Source organism: Deinococcus metallilatus (genome assembly GCF_004758605.1).
Taxonomy (GTDB): Bacteria; Deinococcota; Deinococci; order Deinococcales; family Deinococcaceae; genus Deinococcus; species Deinococcus metallilatus.
The window spans coordinates 425731-444876 of record NZ_CP038510.1; the positions used below are offsets into that span (position 1 = coordinate 425731).

Here is a 19146-nt window from a genome sequence, read left to right on the forward strand (position 1 = left end):
CTGCCTTCCCTGCGTGTCATCCGGGCCACCTACCGTGATCCCCAGACAGCCCAGGGCGCCCAGACCCTCCTCGCCCGGCAAGGCGTCAGCGCCGAACTCGACCGTCCAGTTGCCGTGCAGGACACCCGGAAGGTCGATGTTCCCCTCACTGGATTGCGCTCCCAGGCCGTGAATGCCCGGCAATGGTTCTGGCCGATGCTGGGCGTGACGGAGGCCTGGACACGCACGCGCGGGGCAGGCGTCACCGTCGCCGTTGTCGATACCGGCGTGAACCTGAACCACCCGGACCTGAAAGCGAACCTGCTGTCTGGACGGGACTACGTGGACGGGGACCGCACGCCCAGCGACAGCAGCGGGCACGGCACCCATGTCAGTGGACTGATCGCCGCCAACGGGAGTGTGATGGGTGCGGCTCCCGCCGCGCGTCTGCTGCCCGTCCGGGTGATCGGCCCCGAGGGGGGACCACCAGTGACCTCGCGCGGGGTCTTCTGTGGGCCGCAGGGCTCGACGAGAGTGACCCCAATCCCACACCCGCACAGGTGATTAATCTGTCCCTGGGAACACCCGAGTACAGCGAGATTCTGACAGAAGCAGTCAACCGCGTCCTGAACGCCGGGGTGATCGTGGTCGCTGCGAGCGGCAACGACGGCGGCCTGCCGTATGCCCCCGCCAATATCCCCGGCGTGATCGCCGTGACCTCCATCGGTGGGCCGGTCACCCTGTACCAGCCGTCCTACGCCAACCGCGGCCCCGGGACACGTCTCGCCGCCTACGGGGGTGACCTGAACGCCGATCAGGACAACAACGGTGAACGGGACGGCATCCTCTCCACGGATCTGAACGCGGACGGCACTCCCGGCTATGCCTTGCGGCAAGGGACCAGCATGGCCGCCCCGGAGGTGAGCGGTATCGCCGCGCTGCTCCTGGCCCAGGGTACGCCAGCCCGCGCTGTGAAGTCCCTGCTGGAAGGCCACGCCACCGATATCGGTGTCGCCGGGATGGACCTGAACACGGGTTGGGGCCTGGTGAACGCGGCTCCGGTCCGTGCCGACCAGCCCGCCACCTATGTCCTGGCCCTCGATCCCCAGGGCCATGTGGTCACCTATGTCCGTACCGTGGGGGACAGCTTCACCCTGCACAGCCTGCCGCCGAACGTGCCCGTGCAACTCGTGGCGGCCACCGATCTGGATGGTGACGGGATCGTCGCCGAGGCTGGGGAACTGACCAGCACTCCGGTCAACGTCACCCTCAAGCCCGGCGAGAAGGGGACCGGAAGCCTGACGCTGACCCCCAGCAACGGAGAGCAGGCCCTCACCTTGCCCAAGTAGAGAACACGGCGCCTGGCAGCTCTGTGGCGCCTTCCACCGCGACCGTAGCCCTCCTTTGCTTTCCCCTCGACCCCAAGGAATCCATGAAGAGACACGCCCTCACCCTGGCCCTGCTCCTGAGCTTCTCCACCCTCGGCCCCCTTGCACTGGCCGCACCGACGCCCGTGACGATCATCCGCGCCGGGGACACCATCGTGATTCAGGGGACGGACCAGATTCGCTACCAGACCGATCCCCTCACCCGCCGACTGATTCTGCCCGAGACGGTCCTCGCCCCCGGAACGACCGTGCCCGACGGCCTGAGCTGGCAGAAGGCGGACGGGACCATCCAACTGGTGATCCCCGACGGCACCACCTATGCCCTGAGTCCCGACGGCAAGAGCCTGATTCTCACTCCTCCTGGACGGCAGGCGGTGTCGCCCATTCCGCAGGATGAACGCGCCCCAATCCTGTACCCGCTGAGCTTCGCGGACCCCGGCACCGTCGCGGGGCTGCTCCAGAGCATCTACCCGAACACGCGGGTGGTGATCGATCAGCGACAGCGGGCCTTGATCGTGGTGGCCAACCCGGCAGACCGCAACCTGCTGCTCGACCTGCTCAAGCAACTGGACGCCAGCCGCCCGCAGATCCAGTTCGAGGCGGAGATTCTGGAGGTCAACCAGGACACCACCGACAGCCTGGGGATCCAGTACGACTCTATCTTCACCTTCAAGCTCACGGAAGGCGAGTCCCCCTCGCTGCTGAAGATGGGCAAGCTTGGCCGCAGTCCGTTGAGCCTGAGTATGGGTCTCAACCTCTTGAAGACCAACGGGGCGGCACGGGTGCTGGCCCGCCCCAGAATCACCACCATCGATGGCCTGGAGGCGCGCATCAACTCCACCCAGACCACGCCAGTGGTGACGGCGAACAGCAGCGGGGGAACCAGCGTGCAGAGCATCACGACGGGGATCACGCTGCGCATGACGCCTAAGGTCGCCCCGGACGGCACGGTGGAAACCAACCTGACCATCAGCGTGAGTGTGCCGACCGGGACGACCAGTCAGGGCGTGCCCCAGTTCAGCACGCGGGAAGCGACGACGACCGTGCGGGTGGGCAATGGGGAACCCATTGCCATCGGCGGCCTGCTGGAGGAACGCAAGGTGACCGGGACGCAGAAGGTGCCGGTGCTGGGGGACATTCCGGTGCTGGGTAAGCTGTTCAGCACCACCCGCACCGACACCCGCCGGAGTGACCTGATCATCGTGGTCACCCCCCGGCTGGTTACGAGTCCCAACGAGCGGCCGCCCGTGACCACCCCGACAGCCCTGCCAGCGGGAACAGGAGGCGCAAATGGAGCTCCGGCAGCCCCGGTCGCTCCCCTTACACCTCCCACAGGGCCAACCACGGAGAACACTCCGGCGACCCCAGCGGGAACGACGACGCTGCCGAATATCAGCCCAGCGAATCCTGCGCCGCCTGTGCCAGGGACACCGGTGCTCCCCGGTCACCCGTAGCTCCAGCGCGCGGAGGCTGCTGGGGAGAAGCCTCCGCTTTATCACCCTAGTCTGCTGTTGGGAAAGCACCGACGGTCAAGAGGCCAGCGCGGTGGGGGACTACCCAGGGCCGGGCGCTGCATGCTGCCGTAGGGAAGAGGTGAGGCCACTGGCCTTCTGTAAGACCGGGACCACCCTAGGGGAATCTGCTGGCCTTTACGAGGACGTATCTCCCGGCACCTGATTCAGCTCAGGCTGCTCAGCGATATCCCTGAACCGGAGGGTCCCCAGCCTCCCGTGCTGTTCGGTGCTGGACGACTCCAGCCAGAGGAGCGGCGTGCCGTCGTGCGCGGTCGCCCTTCTCCAGGGAGCCACGCCAGGCTGGGGCAACCACGCGAAATCCCGCGGGGACCGGGCGGACAGGAACCGCTGCTTCTTGAATTCCTCTGTCGGGTACCCAAGATTCAGGTGGTAGCGGCCTGGCTCGCGGAGCAGCCAAAGGTAGCGCAGTTGTATGGGAGCGCCGATGGACGTCGGCAAGCGTTCAAGGATCTCCAACTGATCCTGCCGGACGCAGAGGCTCCCCGCGTTCAGGGTCGCATGTTTCAGTTCCAGCGCATACGTCTGCCCGCCGGATCGGCCGACGAGATCCACGTCGGTCCACTGGCCGCGGCGCGCGCCGAGAAGTTGCAGATAGAGTGAGGCGGCCACCCAGTCCAGTGCCCGCCTCCGACCCACATGGGCCGTCACCCTCCGGGCCTCTTCCACGCAGAGCCTGGAGCGACGGACCCGTTGATCCTGTTCAAGTTGCTCGTCACGCCCAGCGTCCATTTGTCGCCCACCCCATGGGGTGGTGGGTTCCGTGTCCTCCAGAGGGGAAAACGCCGGGACCAGGCGGCTCAAGTCATCCAGTCCCGTCCGTGTAGACCGGCGGATTTCGGGGAATTCGATGCCGCCTGGCACCCAGCGGTACAAGACGACCTGCACTTTCGTCTGCGGTCCGAACCACCCCCGCACGTTCGCGCAGACCTCGTCGCGGTTCTCCGGACAAGAGAAGACCAGGCACTCGTGCCGGTTGGTCCAGAGGGTCTGCCCGAACACCTGCACGGCCTGCGTTCGGAAATGCTCTGCCAGGGTGCAGGCAGCGAGATGGGCCGTGTGTATGCCGACCTTTCCCAGTTGGCCAAGCAGGCGCGCAAGCGTGATGTCATCCGATTCCATGTGAAGCTCCCTTGGGGGCAGTCAGGGGGGCCACAGCGATTCCTGGGTGAGGCAGGCAATCGGCACCCCTGCAGTGCACCTTCAGCGCCCTTCCTTCCACGGCTGAGCGCCGTCGATCAGCATCTCGATCCACGCGTCGATCCCTGCGGGTGTGGTGAGCGGGGCACCCGGGGCTTTCACGGTCTGCCATGCGGAACACGCCTCCGCACAATGCCGTTCCAGAACAGGCAGTTCCGCAAGATGGTGATCAACGACAGCCTGCCAGCCTGACCTGAAGCCTTGCTGCCTGTTCCATGAAGAACAGGACCCCCCCCCAGCCTGTTGGCCCAGTCCTCCCGGAACCCTTTCAATTCGCGGATCAGCAAAACACGCTGCGCGAGGCACCGGCACGCCACCTCCAGCGCCTGCTCCAGCATTTCCCCATCGCCCCTCAGGAGGCGCTGGCCTCCGATCATGACGGCTTCGACATCCGCAGTGGCATGATCGGAACGCTACCTGAGCATCACTTAATCCTCACTTAGCTCCTGCCGGGCGTCCCATAAAAGTTCCAGCGCGGCGAGCCACAGATGGAACCGTGTTGGTTGCTGCCTCAGTTCAGATGCTGGAGTTGGCGGGCCAGACGGGCACTCCATTCCGGGTAGACCTGCAATTCCCGCTCCGCGCGCGCTGTCGCTTCCAACAGCACCCGCTGCGCGGCCGCCCGCCCTTCCAACTGCACGGTGGCCTGCACGAGATACTCCACCAGGGCCTCATCGCAAGGCGAAATATCCAGCAATCTCCGTGCAAGCACGGCACACTTCGCGTATTCACCCACGGCACTCCAGCGGCCCATCAGTTCCAGCCCGGCCCTGATCACGCTCCACTCCAAGCGGTCACGCTCCTCCCGCGCCCATTCCGACACCGCCAGCGGCAGGAACGCCCCGCCGTAGCGGTGAATGGCTCGCGCCACTTCATCATCCCCCCGGGCATTGAGTGCCCGCTGAATAGTCTCCACGTCCCAGCAGAGCTCCGGCCCCTCGCAGCGCGCGCGGTACACCCCGGCCATGCGGTCATGGTGAATCTGAAGGTAAGGCGCATGCAGGCCCAGCTCGTGGCGGGCCTGATGGAAGTAGTTCGCGGCGCGTTTCGGGTCGTCGTCCGGCCACAGCGCCGTGAGAATCTGATCCCGGCTTGCGGGACCCCGGCAGAGAAGGTACGCGAGCAGCTCGATAGTCCGGCGCATGCCAACACGCAATTCCTGCCCATCAACCAGCAGTTTCTGCCCGCCGAGCGTGACCAGGTCCACCCTGAGAGGTGTTCCCGCTGCGGCGCTGACCCGGTCAGCGAGGAGGACGCCGAGCGCCGGGTCTTCGGCCTGACTTGCGAGGAACGCCGTGACCTGGGGGAGAAGACGCAATTCTGGGAGGAGAGGCGCGCCGCTCCCCAGCGCGTGCCGTTCCATGACCGCGCGCAGCAGGGCGTCCCGCGCCCCCTCCGGGTTGTGGGGGAGTGCAAATGCGGCCAGGTGCACTTCTGCCCAGCCTGGCTCCCGCAGCAGGCCCAGTTCCCTAAAGGCATCACGCGCTGTCGTGAGGAGAGCCGCGGCCCGCGCCTCTCCCTGCGCGGCGTGCCACGCGCCCTGCCTGAGTGTGACGAGCGCGCGCTGCCAGGGGTTGGTCACGAGCACGTCCGCGCGGCGGAGCGCCGCATGCGCCGCATGCAGGTCCTTCTTCGCGGTGAGGATCGCTGCCCGGCCCAGCGCAGCGAGGCACTCGGCGCTGCTTTCCCCGGTAGTCCGCGCAAGCCCCTCTGCCTGAGAGAAGGCTTCAAGTGCCGCAGACCACTGTCCCTGCGCGCGGGCAAGCAGGCCGCAGAGGTACGCGTGGTGGGCCCGGCTGATGGGTTCCCCCGTCAGCAGCCCTGCCGCCTCGTCCAGGTCCCGCTGCGCGTCCGGGTACCGCCCGGCGTAGAGGTGCACCTGCGCCCGGGTATTCAGGGCGTGCACCCGCTTGCTGCCAGCAGCACCCCGCAGGGCGATGTGCAGGTAGTGCAGGGCGGGCGCCTCGCGGCCCAACTGGGCGTACGCGTACCCCAGCAGTTGCGCCACGGACACGCGAAGCGTGGCGCTGTCCGGTCCGAGGGGTATGAGATCACGCCAGGCAGCCTCCAGCGCGTCACGTGCGGGGAGCGGGGCACCGTCGGCCAGAAACGCCGCCCCGCGCTCCCACCGGGCGTACGCGCGGTCCAGCGGGTCCAGAGCGTCCAGGGGAACTGCGTCGAGCACCCGCCGGGCCTCGGCCTCCTCGCCGAGGTAGCGCAGCACCAGAGCAAGTTCCAGGCCCGCCGCAAGGCAACCAGCGGCCTGGGCGCGCAGTAGCAGCTCCTTGGCGGGCAGCAACTGGCCTAGGGCATACAGGCAGTACCCCGCCCAGCGGTCGTCCTCCCCGGTGGGTGCTTCGAGAGCGGCGTGAAGGGTCAGGCCGTCCTGATACCGGCCCTCCAAGATCGCCTGAAAGATCGGGTGACGCACTCTCCCAGCATACCGGTTGTCTCAGTGTGGCGGCAAAACGCCTCAGCGGTGGGAAATCGGCGCATTTCTACCGTCCCTCCACGCTCTTTGGAGGGGCGAACCCATGCTGAAATTGCGCCTGCTGGTCCTGCTTGTGTCCCTGCTGACCGTCACGTCCTCTCCGGTCCTCGCGGAGGGAGGCAACGTGGGGGGCGGCGGTTGGGCCCCCACTTCGGCTCCAGCACCAAACCCGTTCCGCCGAAAGTGGTCACAGCTCAGGTTCTGGCGCCATCTCGGTGCGACCCCTACCCCGGGGCGGCCAGCAGCCGGGCACGCAGCAAATCGAACTTCGCACGGCCGTACATCTGGCGCTTGACTAACTTGAGCTTGTTGACATACCCCTCCACCCGCCCGTTCGACCAGGCCTGCCGCATTCCCTCCCGCACCGCCTCCAGGTCGCTCCACACGCCCTGCGCGAAGCCCTTGAGCGCCGCGATGCCGCTGTCGGTTGCCGCCTTCAGCCACGTGCCGAGTTCGCTCGGGTCGCGGCGCCGCACCATGTCGGCGAATTGCTGGGCGAGCGTCGTGACGCTCGCTACCTCGCTGTTCGTCTGCATCAACTTGTCGACCCAGTCGCGCTCCCGGTCACTGCGTTTTTCGGGGGCACGGATGACGGTGAACGCCAGCATGGTCAAGGTAGGGCGTCTTACTCCCGTCGGCACCACCGCTTGGGGTCGGTCGGGTGAGCCGTCGTTCCGCCGTCCCTTCACGCCGTGCTGTCGGCGGACGTCAGCCATATAGTGCCGAACCACTGAGGCGCTGCCCGTAAAGCCTTGCGTACAGACCTCTTCCCATAACCGCCTGGCGTTGCGCTGGCCCGCGTTGAACCGCTCGACCAAGTAGCTTTCAAAGGCGGCGATGGCCTGGCCTCGCGGGCACCGGACTTGCTCGGGGCAGCGGTCAAGCCGGGCGTACTTCTTGACGGTGTTGCGGCTGAGCTGGAGTTCGAAGGCGATGCTGCGAAAAGTGCGGCCCCCAGCGCGCAGGGCGTGGATGCGGTCAAACTGCGCTTGCTTGTGGGGGCTGACGTCAGGCCTGGAAGGCGTTGGGCTCATTTCGGGCGAGTCGAGTGCCGAAGCACTCGACTCGCCCACCTCTGGAGGTGGCTCGGCGAAGGCGACCTTGAGATCTTCGCTGTGCCCGAGCAGCCCCCGCAGCACGGCCTCACTCAGGTTCTTCAGCAGGTGCCAGCGATCCGCAACTTGCATGGCTTCAGGCGCACCCTGCCGGATGCCATCGGCGTAGACCACCGCACGATCCCTGGTCACGATCTGCACGCCCGGGTGGGCGTGCAACCAGGCGGCCACCGTGTTCGGCTTCCGGTCGGGCAGGAGGTCAACAACTCGCCTGGCCTCGTGATCCACCAGGATCGTTCCGTACGTCTGCCCCTTGCGGTACGCCCAGTCGTCCATGCCCAGCACCCGGACAGCCGCCACCGGCGGTGGCGGCACCCGTCGAACGAGGGTGAGCAGCGCCTTGCGCCCGACCACCAGTGAGCACCGCTCAGCGAGCCGTTCTCCCCCCGCCCACCGAGCGCCAGTCCAATGGCACGCAGAGACTCGGCCAGGCGGGAGGTTCGACGGGCAAAGGGCACGGTCAGAGTCTTGAACCGCTCAGCGAAGATGCGCTGTGGGCACGACGGACAGAGACAGGGGCAACGCCGAACGCGCAGCCGCCACACGACGCGCCGCCCACCCCACGGCAGGTCAGCGAGCGTACGGGTGTAGGTGCTGCGCGTCCGACCTGCGGGCGTGCCGCACTGCGGGCAGTGCGGAGTGGGCGTGGTGCTGTGCACCTCGACGACGATCAGGCCACTTTGCTCGTCAAGGACGATCTGATCGAGGTGCAACCCGTCGAGGGTGAGGAGGGCGCGGAGGTCGAAGTCCATCCTTCATCTTCGGCGCCTGGCAGGGGTCGCACCGAGATGGCGCCAGAACCACGGGTTTGACCACCCCCCTGTGATCAGGGCTGTTGCACCTCCTGACTTGCCTCGCCGATCCCCACCAGCGCGCTGGGGAACAGCCCGGACTTTTTCTTCTCCCGCAGGCGATACGACTCGCCTTTGATGTTCAACACGTGGCTATGGTGTAGCAAGCGGTCCAAGATGGCGCTCGCCACCACTGGATCTCCCAGCACCTCGCCCCAATCGGCGAACCCCTTGTTGGCCGTCAGAATCACGCTGCCCCGCTCGTACCTTGCCGCGATCAAGCCAAACAAGGCATTGGCAGCCAGGCGGTCATACGGCCAGACGCCGAACTCGTCGATCACCAGCAGCTTGGGCCTGGCGTAGTACCGCAACCGGTGTTCCAGGCGATTCAGGGCCTGCGCTTTGCGCAGGTCCTCCATCAATTGCCCAGCACGCACGAACAGCACGCTTTCCCCATGTCGGATGGCCGCCGTACACAGTCCCACGGCCAGGTGCGTCTTCCCGACGCCGGGTGGACCCAGCAGGATGACATTGCGCCCGTCGGCCACGAAGGCCAGGGTCCCCAACTCCTTGACCAGGCGCTTGTCGACACTCGGCTGGAAGGCGAAGTCGAACTCCTCCAGGGTCCGCAGATGAGAACTGGGACAGCCGCCCCAATCCCTCTTGGGGAATATGGGGCGGCTTGTTTGTGTCAGGTGTTAGGGGAGCGAGGGTCAGGAGTTGGAAGGCAGTTGTTGAAGTTAAAATAGGCTCTTCTACAGGATGTGAGTTTCACTATTCACAAAGTCTGCAATTCGTCACCGGAATAGCGCTTTGACTTCCGCTTTCCTTCTATGGATAACAGGAAGAATGGACTTTTTCGGTTGAAATGCCAGCCGATCTCCTCAATCACTCCTTTCCTGCCATTAACTAAAACTTGCTCTCCAACATGATATCCTACGCCCTCAACCGGTTTCCATAAATCGGGCCGCACCCTATACCGCTTAGAGCCGTAAGCAATGGTTATATAATCTCCGTCATTCGAAATAAGCTCAAACACCTTACCGTATGGTAGTAGCTTTGAAAAATCCTCGATGTCTTCTGGATGAATCTTTTCCAATCCGTGTTCCACAAACCAAGGATATAATCCGAAGGTACTCATGCCTCCCCCTATCTACTCCAGGGCAGATAGCCCTGAAACTTCTTACTAAACACGCTTGCTGGCAGTTTACTAAACGCATCTTGTGCTGCTTGTAAAGAGCCTTCCCCGGGTTTAAAATGACCAGAAGCATTGTCAACCCATGCAATTCGACCACTTTGAATCTCTACCATACCCGCTGCTTGCACAGTAGGATTACTTCCTCCAACAAGGGTAGGGTGAGGCATGCGCGTACCAGCTCGTGTACCAATAATGATTTTGCCATCCGTCGTAACGACATACATATACTGACCATTAAGTCCTGCGAGGTTGCCGTTTGGACCAATGGCCGTTGTGATATCACGAGCCGTAGGATTAACAATATACTTGCCGTCGACAACAAGACCGGCTGCCTCATCAGCTTTTTGGAAAGCTGCATCGACCGTCCAGTTACAGTTATGAACCAACCACCCTGCATTCCCGACGTAGAAGGTGTGGGCCTCGCTGACGGTGAGATTGAACATCTGTCAAGGTTCAGAACGGCTTTCTGCAAATGCCGACCTAGACGTTATTTATAGAACCAGCGCCTCGGGCTTGGGTGGTGAAAAATACCCCCTTTCGTGAATATGTAGCGCCGCTATAGCACCGTGCCGGATCAGACCAGTTCGAGTCTCAACCGCTTGCCCAACACGCCCGCCGCGCGTTCCAGGGTCCGCAGGGTCACGGCATGGTTCTCCGGGTCCAGCAGACGATCCACCGCCGAGCGGCTGGTCTCCATGCGGGAGGCCAGTTCAGTTTTCGTCAAGCCGTTGCGCTTCATCTCCTGTTCGAGTTGGAACGCGATAACGCGCTTCAGGGCTACAGCTTCAACGTCGGTCAGCAGACCCTCTTCCGCTAGAAAGTTGTCAAAGCTGCTCCCTACGTGCTTCTTCAGGGTCTTGTCGTTCACGGTGGCTCACCCCCTCCCAAGTTTGGTCCACCCACCTCTTGCCAGGATGAGCAAGGGCGGAACGCACCCGGATGGATGAGCCGTGGCAAGAACATGACCTCTGCCACACTCATGCGAGCCTGCTGGCCTTCCGGGGAGTGGCGCCGAAGGTCATTGCTGATCGGTTGGGGCATACGAACGTAGGGTTCACGATGCAGGTCTACATGCACCTGTACGACGAGCAGCGCCGGGAAGCTGTGCCCTGCCTTGCAGAACTGATTCAGCATGGCAGGGCAAGCTGAGTAGAAGTCGAGCGGTAGCACCTCGGTAGCACCACAGCTATCATGTAATCGTGGGGTGAGAGCAAAGATAATCTCTTCAAGCCTCTTAGAACCTAAAGCGGCTTGTCTCTGTCGAGAGTCTTTACTGAGAGCGCCAATTATTAGGCGAGCGGCTAGGGAGAGCTGCATGGGGTGTATCAAAGGAATGCCCTCCCCAGTGGGTATACCGAGGAGGTGAGTGTTTACGCGCTAATTAGCTTAGTCCCTGATCGACTCTCTAACCGCATCGATGAATTTATCGATTATTTCATCACTAACTGTATAGGGTGCAAATATGGTTCTCGTGAAGGTTTCAAGTTCGTGAGTCGTGGCCGTTAACCAAAATCGGTCATTGCTCTTTGTCTCTTGATCTACTACTTTCCTGAGCGCAGTTTCATATATTCTATTATCGATGGAGTTTAAGCGCAGCCAACTTCTATTTGGTTTTCCAAAATCTTTGAATAATTCTCCGTGGAGCTGATCCAAGTCGTCAACAATTCGATTAGCAAAAGCTGCTACTGTCTCACTACCAAGAATTTCCTTGTCATACGACTCATTGTTGAATTTTGATTCAAGAATAGCTCGTAATAGGGTTTTGAGTTCAAAATACATTTGCATAGGATCACTATATTCCCCCACTATCAACTGATACCTTAAGGACATACTGACGCAACCCTGCTCACGTATTCAGTAAATGTATTCCTGCTGGCGCTCACGATTTCGATCTGCCTTCCGTTCCTCAGTGTTCCGTTATGGACAAGTTCATTATATTGAGTTGCTTTGGTGGGGTCAAAGCCCAGACCGGTTTCCGGCAACACACGAACTTCTATAACATAAGCACCTTTACCAGCATATCTAGGATTACCAGCGAACAAGGCGTCTTTAGCATGGCTTGCTGGCACCTGATCTGGAGTTAAGAAAACGCGTCCGCGCGCATCTGGCAGGAGTTTTCCACTCTCCATAATCGCCTTAGCACCAGCCTCATCAGTGTAGTGGTATAAAATATATCCTTTTGGAACGCTACTTATGCCATTACCACCATTATGCACCAACCAGCCGTCCCGCCCCACGTAGAAGGTGTGGGCCTCACTGACGGTGAGGTTGAACATCTCCCGCGTCTGCCCGAGGGTGACCACGTTGGCGACGACGCCGGTGGTGCCGTCCGCCTGCTTGATCTTATCCCCAATCTTGAGGTGCCCGGCACCCACCCAGTTCTTGCCCAGGTCCTCGTGGCCGACGGGTTTGGGCGTCTCCCCGGTGTCAGACCACGCCTTGACGTAGAAGGGGTGTTCCGGTGTCGTCTGGATGTACTCCAGCTTGTTCCCCTGCTCAGGGTCCTGGATAGCAAGGTAGGTGATCTCCGGGTCGGTGTTCTTGTGGACAGCCGTGATGGGGTAGTAGCCATTCTCACCCGTCTGCTCGTTGTAGGCCAAGACGGGAGTCCCGACGGTCAGAGCAGAGATGGCAATCAGACCAGAGAGGGTACGGACGGGCGTGGAGGGGGTGAAGGAGTTACAACCCTTAATAACGCCCTCAAGGACTTCTGCTCCAATCTCCCTTGCCGGTCTAATTCCCTTAACAAGCCCAGGGAGTGCCCTAGCCGCACCCCTCCTGGCAAGGCTCTTGACTCCCTTACCCGCGGTAGCAATTAATCCGAATAAGCCTTCAATATCGCCCGCCGTAGGCATTGTTAGGACGGCTAGCGCCGCATCGGCCAACATGGTCTTGTATTGGTGGTCCGCATATATTGCGGCCGCAGTGGCCAGAAGAGCACCTTTCAATAGCTCGTTATTTTTAGGATTATTTCCCAGTCTCCGAAGAGCTCCTCCCATTTCTCCAAGAGTTTCAGATGTTTTGCCCGATATACCTATGTCACCTTTGTTGTTCATGCTGTAACCCTGGTCAAGGGCCGCGAATATCCCAACGTACAAGCCTAGCCGCTCCTCGGGCGACATCACATCGTGTGACCACGCAAGAGTATCGTTGATTGACTTGCGAACCTTTGGGGTAATGTTATTACCGCTTGAGTCCACGAATGTCATGCTGTCAACTTTGTCTTTCAACAATTGCTCGAGAGAATCCGCTGACTTTTTATTCTGCTCTACTTGTGTTTTGGCCTGTATATCGTCTGCAACAGCTTTACTCCCGACACTCTTAGGCGCACCACTTGATGCGGTCGAGCTAGAAGTTGCTAAGGTTGCTACCGCATAGACGGCAGTCTGGAAGCCTTCGCCGTCATCGAAGTTGGCAGGTACTTCCTGGATAAGCACTGCTCCATCACGGGGCTTGGCCTGGCGAGTACCCTGGGTGCCACCCTGCAAATCTGCCGGGTGCTTGTCCTGACTGGGTGGGTTGATCTTTTGCACCTGTTCCGTCGTCACAGGAGCATCTTTGGCCTGCACGCCCTCCCCCTGTTGAATCTGGCTGGGGTCAGGCAATTTGGGCAGGGTAGGCGGCGCCAGGTCGAGTGGGTTGATCTTCAGGGTGCTGCTCAGTGTCTGGAGCGGAGCATCCAACTGCTCGACGCTGGCCGTCACCGCGAAGGGTTTGGTCCCGTCCCAGGTGGTGTCGTCGTTGTACCCATCCGCCAGAGAGTACGCGGCATCCCGGTACTGTGGGGCGTTGTTGCGGTAGGTGTCACTCCACAAACTGCAACTGATGCTCCCACTCCAGGACTGCTTGCACTTCCAGATGTAGTTGCCTGCCTTGCGCAGGATCAGCTGCGCTTCACCGTTCACGATGGTGGTGCTGTTCACGTCCCGCCACACCCCGTGTTCCTGTAACCACGGGGCCGCGTTCTGTTCCTCGATCTGGGCGTGGGCGGTGCTGCTGAGCACCTGCTGCCCCAGCGGGTCGTAGCGGAAATCGTTGTAACGATTTCCGACACCGTAGCACTTGTCCGAGCAGAAGGTCGTACTGACCGCGTTGTTGTTCAGGTTGTTGAATTGTGCGACCCGGTCGTCTGCATCGTAACGCTTGACATACCCGCTCTCATTCCCACCACTCACACTCAGGCGGTTGCCACGTGAATCCAAGACATAGGTGATGTTGATATTGCCTCTGGTTTCGCCGGTCATGCTCCCGCCGCCGTTGTATGTGGCGGAATAGGCAGGAACGCCGTTGGCGTCCGTGCTGCGGATCAATTCGCCGTACGCCGAGTACGCATTGTTCTGTGTATAACAGGGATTTATTCCGGTTTCGGGATTTTCAAAGCACGATCCGGTGCTGAATCGGATGCTGTAAGGCACACCCGTCAAGGCAGAACCATTGGCATAACTGTACGTGGTGGTTGTGGTGCTTTGCTGCTTAACGTAATTGCTTGGATTATTGAACACGACGCTGGATGCTGTCAGCCCACCCACAGTAACAGCCGTGTTGACGGTATAGACCGTGTACCCACTCTGATCGATCTTGCTGAAGACAGAGCCGTCCGTTCCATAGGTGCTGGAGGTCCGTGCGGGAGCAGTCTTCTTCAGGCCGCCGTTGCTGTCGTACACCGCGAGTTCACGCCCACGCTGGTCATAGCTTTCGACTCCCTTGTAGGCGGTATCCGTGGTGCCGTCGCCGGTCCAGCTGTTCTGGACCCGCCCATCTGCGTAGTAGGCGTAGCGCTGGTGACGGGTGATGGCCCCACCCAGCACGCCCTGCTGGGTCGGATTATTGCCGTCCAGGTAAGGCGTCTTGTCTGTCGTGGTCGCCTTCTCGATCTGGTCGCGTTCGGTGTAACTCGTTGTGGTATTGGCCTCACTTGCGGCGACCAGAACACCGTTGCTGCCATAGGTGGTGTTCAGGCTGTTGTTCGGCACCTGGCTGCGGTACTTCACCTGAATGGTCCGACTTTGGCCCGCTTCCTTGTTCGTCGCGCTGTACGTGTACGTGAACACGTTCTGCCGGTCGTTAGCATCCCGGGGATCCCAGCCACCCCAACCCGCCGAAGGAGTGTCCCACTTCTCGGTCAGGTTGCTGTTTGGGTCGAACTTCCAGTACGTCAGCACTGAGGCATGCCCCAACGGCTCCCCACCGGCAGTGCGCTGTTCGGCGTAGATATTGGTGTGACCGACGAACACCCGCTTATACCGGTTGCCCAGGCCGTCCACGTACTGCCACATGCTGGACTCATTGAAGCGGCCCGGTCCGAAGGACCCCCGGCCCCACAGGTCCCCACGCCCGTTGTACTCCGAGATGGTCAGGTTGCCGGTGTTCACGCTGACACTGCTGTCGCCGAACTGGACCACATCCGGGCGGCTGGTCAGGTTGCCGGAGTAGTCGTAGCTGGTTTCAGCGGTCTTCAGGCCGTCCAGGCGATAGGTGCGCAGCTTCCAGTTGGTGGCGGTCCCGGCTCCCACACGCGGGCGGGACTCGTGAATCACCTTCCCGAGGCTGTTGTAGCGGTATTCGGTGATCAGGCCCCGCTCTTCCTTATAGGTTAAGTTCCCCGCCGTGTCGTAGCGGTACTCGCCGCGCAACCCATTCTGTAGGCCCGCGTCGATGTCCGTCTGGTTCCCGGGCCGGGCCTGCTCGTGCTTGCTGATCAGCCGCCCGGCCCAGTCGTAGGTGAAGGAGGTGGGGAAGCCATTGGCATCCTTGAGGGTGAGGACATTGCCGAGGTTGTCGTAGGTCTGCTCGATGGTGGCCGTCGCCCCGCTTTGATCTGGTGGCAGGGTGATGCGGGTGGGCTTGCCCTGGTCGTTGTACTCGTAGCGGGTCAGCGCCCCACTACCGGGACCAGCCTGGATGTTCATGGACGCGGCGTAGACGCGGGCGGGAACCATCCGGCTGTCGTACTCGCGGTACTCGGTGCGGCTATGGGTGCTGCTGGGATTGGCCAGATTGACGCTACCGTTTTGCGCGGTTGTTCCCGAGTTGTTGTCCGGTTCCCAGACGCTCTGCCGTAGGCCGTCGGCGGTGTAGCCGAACACCTTAGTGACGATGTTGCGCTCATCCACCTGCGAGGTGGGCTGACCCTGCACGTTGTAGGTGGTGCGCTGGCTGTTCCCTCGAGCGTCCAACTGTTGAACAGAGTGACCGACAGCATCGTAGGCGGTCCGGATGGTCACCCAGTCGAAGCCGGTATGGACGGTGTCCCGGTCGGTTTCGTTCCCCTTCCAGACCTGCTTGGAAAGCGTCGTGAGGTTGCCGCTGTTGTCGTAGACGAGGATCGTGGCGTAGCCTTCGTTGTCGGTGACCCGAATGGGGTGGTCGAGGGCGTCATAGTCCGTCCGTGTAGCCATCCCGCCCGCGTTGGTCGGCCAGATCATGTTCGTCGGTGAGACGGTCCCCCCGAATAGCAGGTGGGCCTCGTAGGTACGGCGGTCCAGCAGGTCGTAGCCGTACTCGGCGTAGGGGCGGCGGGCATCGGTGTAGGCTTGGCCCGTAGCGGTGACCAGGGCGGGGTCGAGTTTCTTGGTCAGGTTGCCCGCAGTGTCGTAGACGAGGTACGAGGAACGGTCATCTCCGCTGACCATCGTGAGGCGGGCGTCGCTGATCTTGATGGGCCGGTCGAAGGCGTCGTAGTAGGTCCGGACACTGCTACCATCAGGGTACACGGTGAAGTACTCGCGGCCCACCGAGTCCACATCGTGCCAGGTGGTCATTTCTCCCGAGCCGACATTCTTGGTGACCTCGCGGTGAATTGCGCCACCCTCGTTGTACCTCACCCACCGGTAGCTGCCGTCCGGGTTGGTCGTCTTCACCACCCGGTCGAGGGTGTCGTAGTCCAGGGTGGTCGTGAACCCGTCCACCCTCGTCGTCTTCACGCGTCCGTACGGGTCGTATCCGTAGTCGGTCGTCTGATGGGCCGTGCTGACGGCTGTGCCCGTCCCTTCCCCCACTTGGACCTTCAGCAATCGACCGAAGTTAGCCGAGCTGGGATTCTGCTCGTAGGTGTAGTCAGTCAGGGTGCGCACCCCCAAGCCTGGGTGACCGTCGGAGGCCGCCCTCAACTCGCCGGTGGCGTAGTACGTCCAGGTCTTGTTCTCCTCCCACCAGTTGTAGTCCTGCCCACTGGCCTGTGAGAGCACCCGGCGCCAGACCTTGTTCCCGAAGCCGTCGAAGGCCTCAAAAGTTTCGCGGGTGCGTTGCACAGCAGTTGCCCCGTCCCAACGGCCCACGTAGTCATTGATGTCCTGCTGTAGAGTAGTATTACCGAATTCATCGTAAGCGTAGTTGACCTGCTGGTCAGTGATGTTTCGACCCGTCACCGTTTTGCTGGCGACAAGGTCGCCGTAGCTCCTCACCCAACGGTTGTCCGCCCAGTCACCATTGCCGCCAGCATCAGGAACCTGAACCCGGTTGTTCAGATTGGTCGAGCCGTCCCAGAAACCGTACTGCACAGTCCGGTAGGCATCGGTTTCATTGCCCAGGTGCAGTCGGGTATTCGCGATGCGGCCATAGACGTCCACGCCCGTGAAGAACTTGCGGCGCAGGCTGCCGTCAATGACGCGGGCCTCCTCGACCTCACGGTTGGCGGTGAAGCGCTGTCCACCGATGTTTGCCGCGTCGAAGTCGCGGTACGTGAGCTGCCGCTCGTTATTGCCGTAGTTGAAGGTCGTCTCGCTGAGTTGATCGTAGGCGCGGCCCTGACCACTGCGGCCCTCCGCGACCTCTTTGGTCATCCGGTTGTCGCGGTCGTACTCGTACCAGGTGGTCCGCAGTTGATCGCCGTCCACGCCATCCTGCCAGCGACGTTGCGACAGGTAGGTGGTTTCGCGGGTGCGGTTGCCATGTCGGTCATAGGAGTACTGGTACTGCATCCCTGACGGCAGGTTGAGGGCCAGCACCTGGCCGGTCGCGTTGTACCAGTAGTCCGTGACGAGGAAGCGGGTTTCCGTGGTGGCTGAGTTCCAGTCCCGCACCTCACGCCTGCGAAGCCAGCCTTCCGGCGTGAAGTGCAGGTAGATTTCCCGGTGGAGGGGATCGGCATCATCGCCCTGTTTCTGGGTCACCAGGGTACCGCCTGCGGCACCACCGGCGGCATATGTGAAGGTCATATCCGGCTCGCCCGGCACGGTCACCCGGGTCACCCGGTTCTGAGCATCGTAGTCGTACGTGCTGGTTTTTCGTCCGTACGGCCCCATCTGCTGAGCTTCGCTGCCATCCGCCAGCGCGGGACGGATCACCTGATACAGCAGCACCTCGCCGTTGGTTCCCGTGCGGTAGTTCAGATCGAACCAGCGGCCAATCCGCTGGTTGCGGGCATCGTACGTCCGAAAGACCATGTAGGTGACGACGCGCTGGTTCCCGACGATCTCATACGCATACTCGACCCGCCTCCGCCAGCTCCCGTTGTCGTTCTCGTTTTGGAGCAGAATGTTGATGGCGGCCACCACCCCGGCGCCTTCATCCCACTCGTAGGTGGTGGTGCGGCCCCAACTGTCCCGGACTTTGGCGAGGTGCCCGTTGCCCGGGGAGGTATAGGTGAACTCGGTCCTGGGGCTGTTGCTGCCTTCGGGATCACTGGCATAGGCCGCACCCCGGTACTGCTCATGGGGCGTCTGGCTGTAATCCGCATATTCCCCATCATGCCAAAAGGTGGTGCGGTTGCCGCTGTGGTCGTAGTAGTGGGCGACGTACTGCCCATTGCCCAGGCGGTACTGGACGATCCACGTCTCATCGACCTGGAGGCTCGTCTGCGGCTTGGAAATGAAGAAGGCCGCGCTCCCACGAATCGCCGCATATCGCTCATTGATCCAGGTAGGCGCATTGTTGATTTCGTCGTCGGTCGCCCGTCGGTAGTACTGGTAACCGCCGTCCCCCACGCCCAAGGCCCACTCCTGCGGAACGTTCGGGTTGTTGGTGTCGAAGCCGATCAAACGCAGCACGCCGTTGACGTTGAAACTCCCCGAAAGGCTGGTGTTCGGACTGGTCGCTCCTCCCACAACGGCTCCAGTGTTCGGGGTCGCCGTGGTGTTGGTGTTGTTGCGGTTGACCTGTCCGAGATCGACGTAGGCGTTGCCGGTCGCGACGTTCACGGCATCGGAGAGTTCACCGAAGCTCGGGTCACTGAAGGCCGTGACCTGGAGAGGCAGGCCGCTGGCGCCGGGGCCGACCCGGGCGAAGACCTGTGGGGCGGCCAGGACCACGGCGCCCGGTAACTGGGTAAGGGTGAGGAACAGGCTGGCCAGGGTGACACTGTAGAGGCGGCGCCGACGTTCGCCTGACTGAGGAGGTGGAGATGGTCGAGATGCCTTATTCATCTTTTCACCTGTAGCACATCTCAGGCACATCAGTGAGAAGATTTGCCCAACGGGCGAGGCTAGGCGTTCCTCAAAAGGTGTTTGAGGAGA

10 protein-coding genes and 3 pseudogenes are annotated in these 19146 nt (G+C 61.9%); 3 read left to right on the forward strand and 10 right to left on the reverse strand.

The annotated features are described in order from the left end of the window. Positions 1–195: 195 nt before the first annotated feature. Together E5F05_RS01900 and E5F05_RS01905 are read left to right on the forward strand one after the other, a co-directional pair. Positions 196–1328, forward strand: a pseudogene (locus E5F05_RS01900) (S8 family serine peptidase). An 83-nt stretch (positions 1329–1411) separates the two neighbouring features. Continuing rightward, complete coding sequence (locus E5F05_RS01905) at positions 1412–2821, forward strand: type II secretion system protein GspD (protein ID WP_221274502.1); 1410 nt, start codon at positions 1412–1414, stop codon at positions 2819–2821. 195 nt (positions 2822–3016) lie between these two features. Here the strand turns inward: E5F05_RS01905 and E5F05_RS01910 are convergent, their stop codons facing one another. The 8 genes and pseudogenes from E5F05_RS01910 to E5F05_RS01945 all read right to left on the reverse strand — a co-directional run bounded on the left by E5F05_RS01910 (position 3017) and on the right by E5F05_RS01945 (position 10562). Then, the gene (locus E5F05_RS01910; RefSeq protein ID WP_146719789.1) at positions 3017–4021 is read right to left on the reverse strand and encodes a hypothetical protein; all 1005 of its coding nucleotides are present in this window, start codon (positions 4019–4021) and stop codon (positions 3017–3019) included. Between the two features lie 589 nt (positions 4022–4610). After that, the gene (locus E5F05_RS01915) at positions 4611–6530 is read right to left on the reverse strand and encodes an AfsR/SARP family transcriptional regulator (protein ID WP_244944472.1); all 1920 of its coding nucleotides are present in this window, start codon (positions 6528–6530) and stop codon (positions 4611–4613) included. 284 nt (positions 6531–6814) lie between these two features. Further along, a complete protein-coding gene (locus E5F05_RS01920; protein WP_186805499.1) occupies positions 6815–8059 on the reverse strand; it encodes an ISL3 family transposase in 1245 nt (414 codons plus the stop codon). Positions 8060–8274: 215 nt separating this feature from the next. After that, positions 8275–8457 (reverse strand): annotated as a pseudogene (locus E5F05_RS22025) (hypothetical protein); the annotation flags it as partial. Between the two features lie 74 nt (positions 8458–8531). After that, positions 8532–9125 (reverse strand): annotated as a pseudogene (gene istB, locus E5F05_RS01930) (IS21-like element helper ATPase IstB); the annotation flags it as partial. A gap of 149 nt (positions 9126–9274) precedes the next feature. Next, a complete protein-coding gene (locus E5F05_RS01935; RefSeq protein ID WP_146719792.1) occupies positions 9275–9637 on the reverse strand; it encodes a DUF6960 family protein in 363 nt (120 codons plus the stop codon). Positions 9638–9645: 8 nt separating this feature from the next. Beyond that, positions 9646–10137 (reverse strand): hypothetical protein, encoded by a 492-nt coding sequence (locus E5F05_RS01940; RefSeq protein WP_146719793.1) that lies wholly within the window; start codon positions 10135–10137, stop codon positions 9646–9648. A gap of 131 nt (positions 10138–10268) precedes the next feature. Beyond that, positions 10269–10562 carry a helix-turn-helix domain-containing protein gene (locus E5F05_RS01945; RefSeq protein ID WP_221274503.1) on the reverse strand — a complete coding sequence of 98 codons (294 nt, stop codon included), beginning with the start codon at positions 10560–10562 and terminating at the stop codon, positions 10269–10271. 71 nt (positions 10563–10633) lie between these two features. On the opposite strand from E5F05_RS01945, the gene E5F05_RS22030 reads away from it, so the two are divergent. Then, a complete protein-coding gene (locus E5F05_RS22030; protein WP_146719794.1) occupies positions 10634–10843 on the forward strand; it encodes a tyrosine-type recombinase/integrase in 210 nt (69 codons plus the stop codon). Between the two features lie 237 nt (positions 10844–11080). On the opposite strand, the gene E5F05_RS01955 is transcribed toward E5F05_RS22030, so the two are convergent. After that, positions 11081–11479 carry a hypothetical protein gene (locus tag E5F05_RS01955; protein ID WP_146719795.1) on the reverse strand — a complete coding sequence of 133 codons (399 nt, stop codon included), beginning with the start codon at positions 11477–11479 and terminating at the stop codon, positions 11081–11083. 35 nt (positions 11480–11514) lie between these two features. Continuing rightward, complete coding sequence (locus E5F05_RS01960; RefSeq protein ID WP_186805500.1) at positions 11515–19056, reverse strand: polymorphic toxin-type HINT domain-containing protein; 7542 nt, start codon at positions 19054–19056, stop codon at positions 11515–11517. Positions 19057–19146 lie beyond the last annotated feature (90 nt).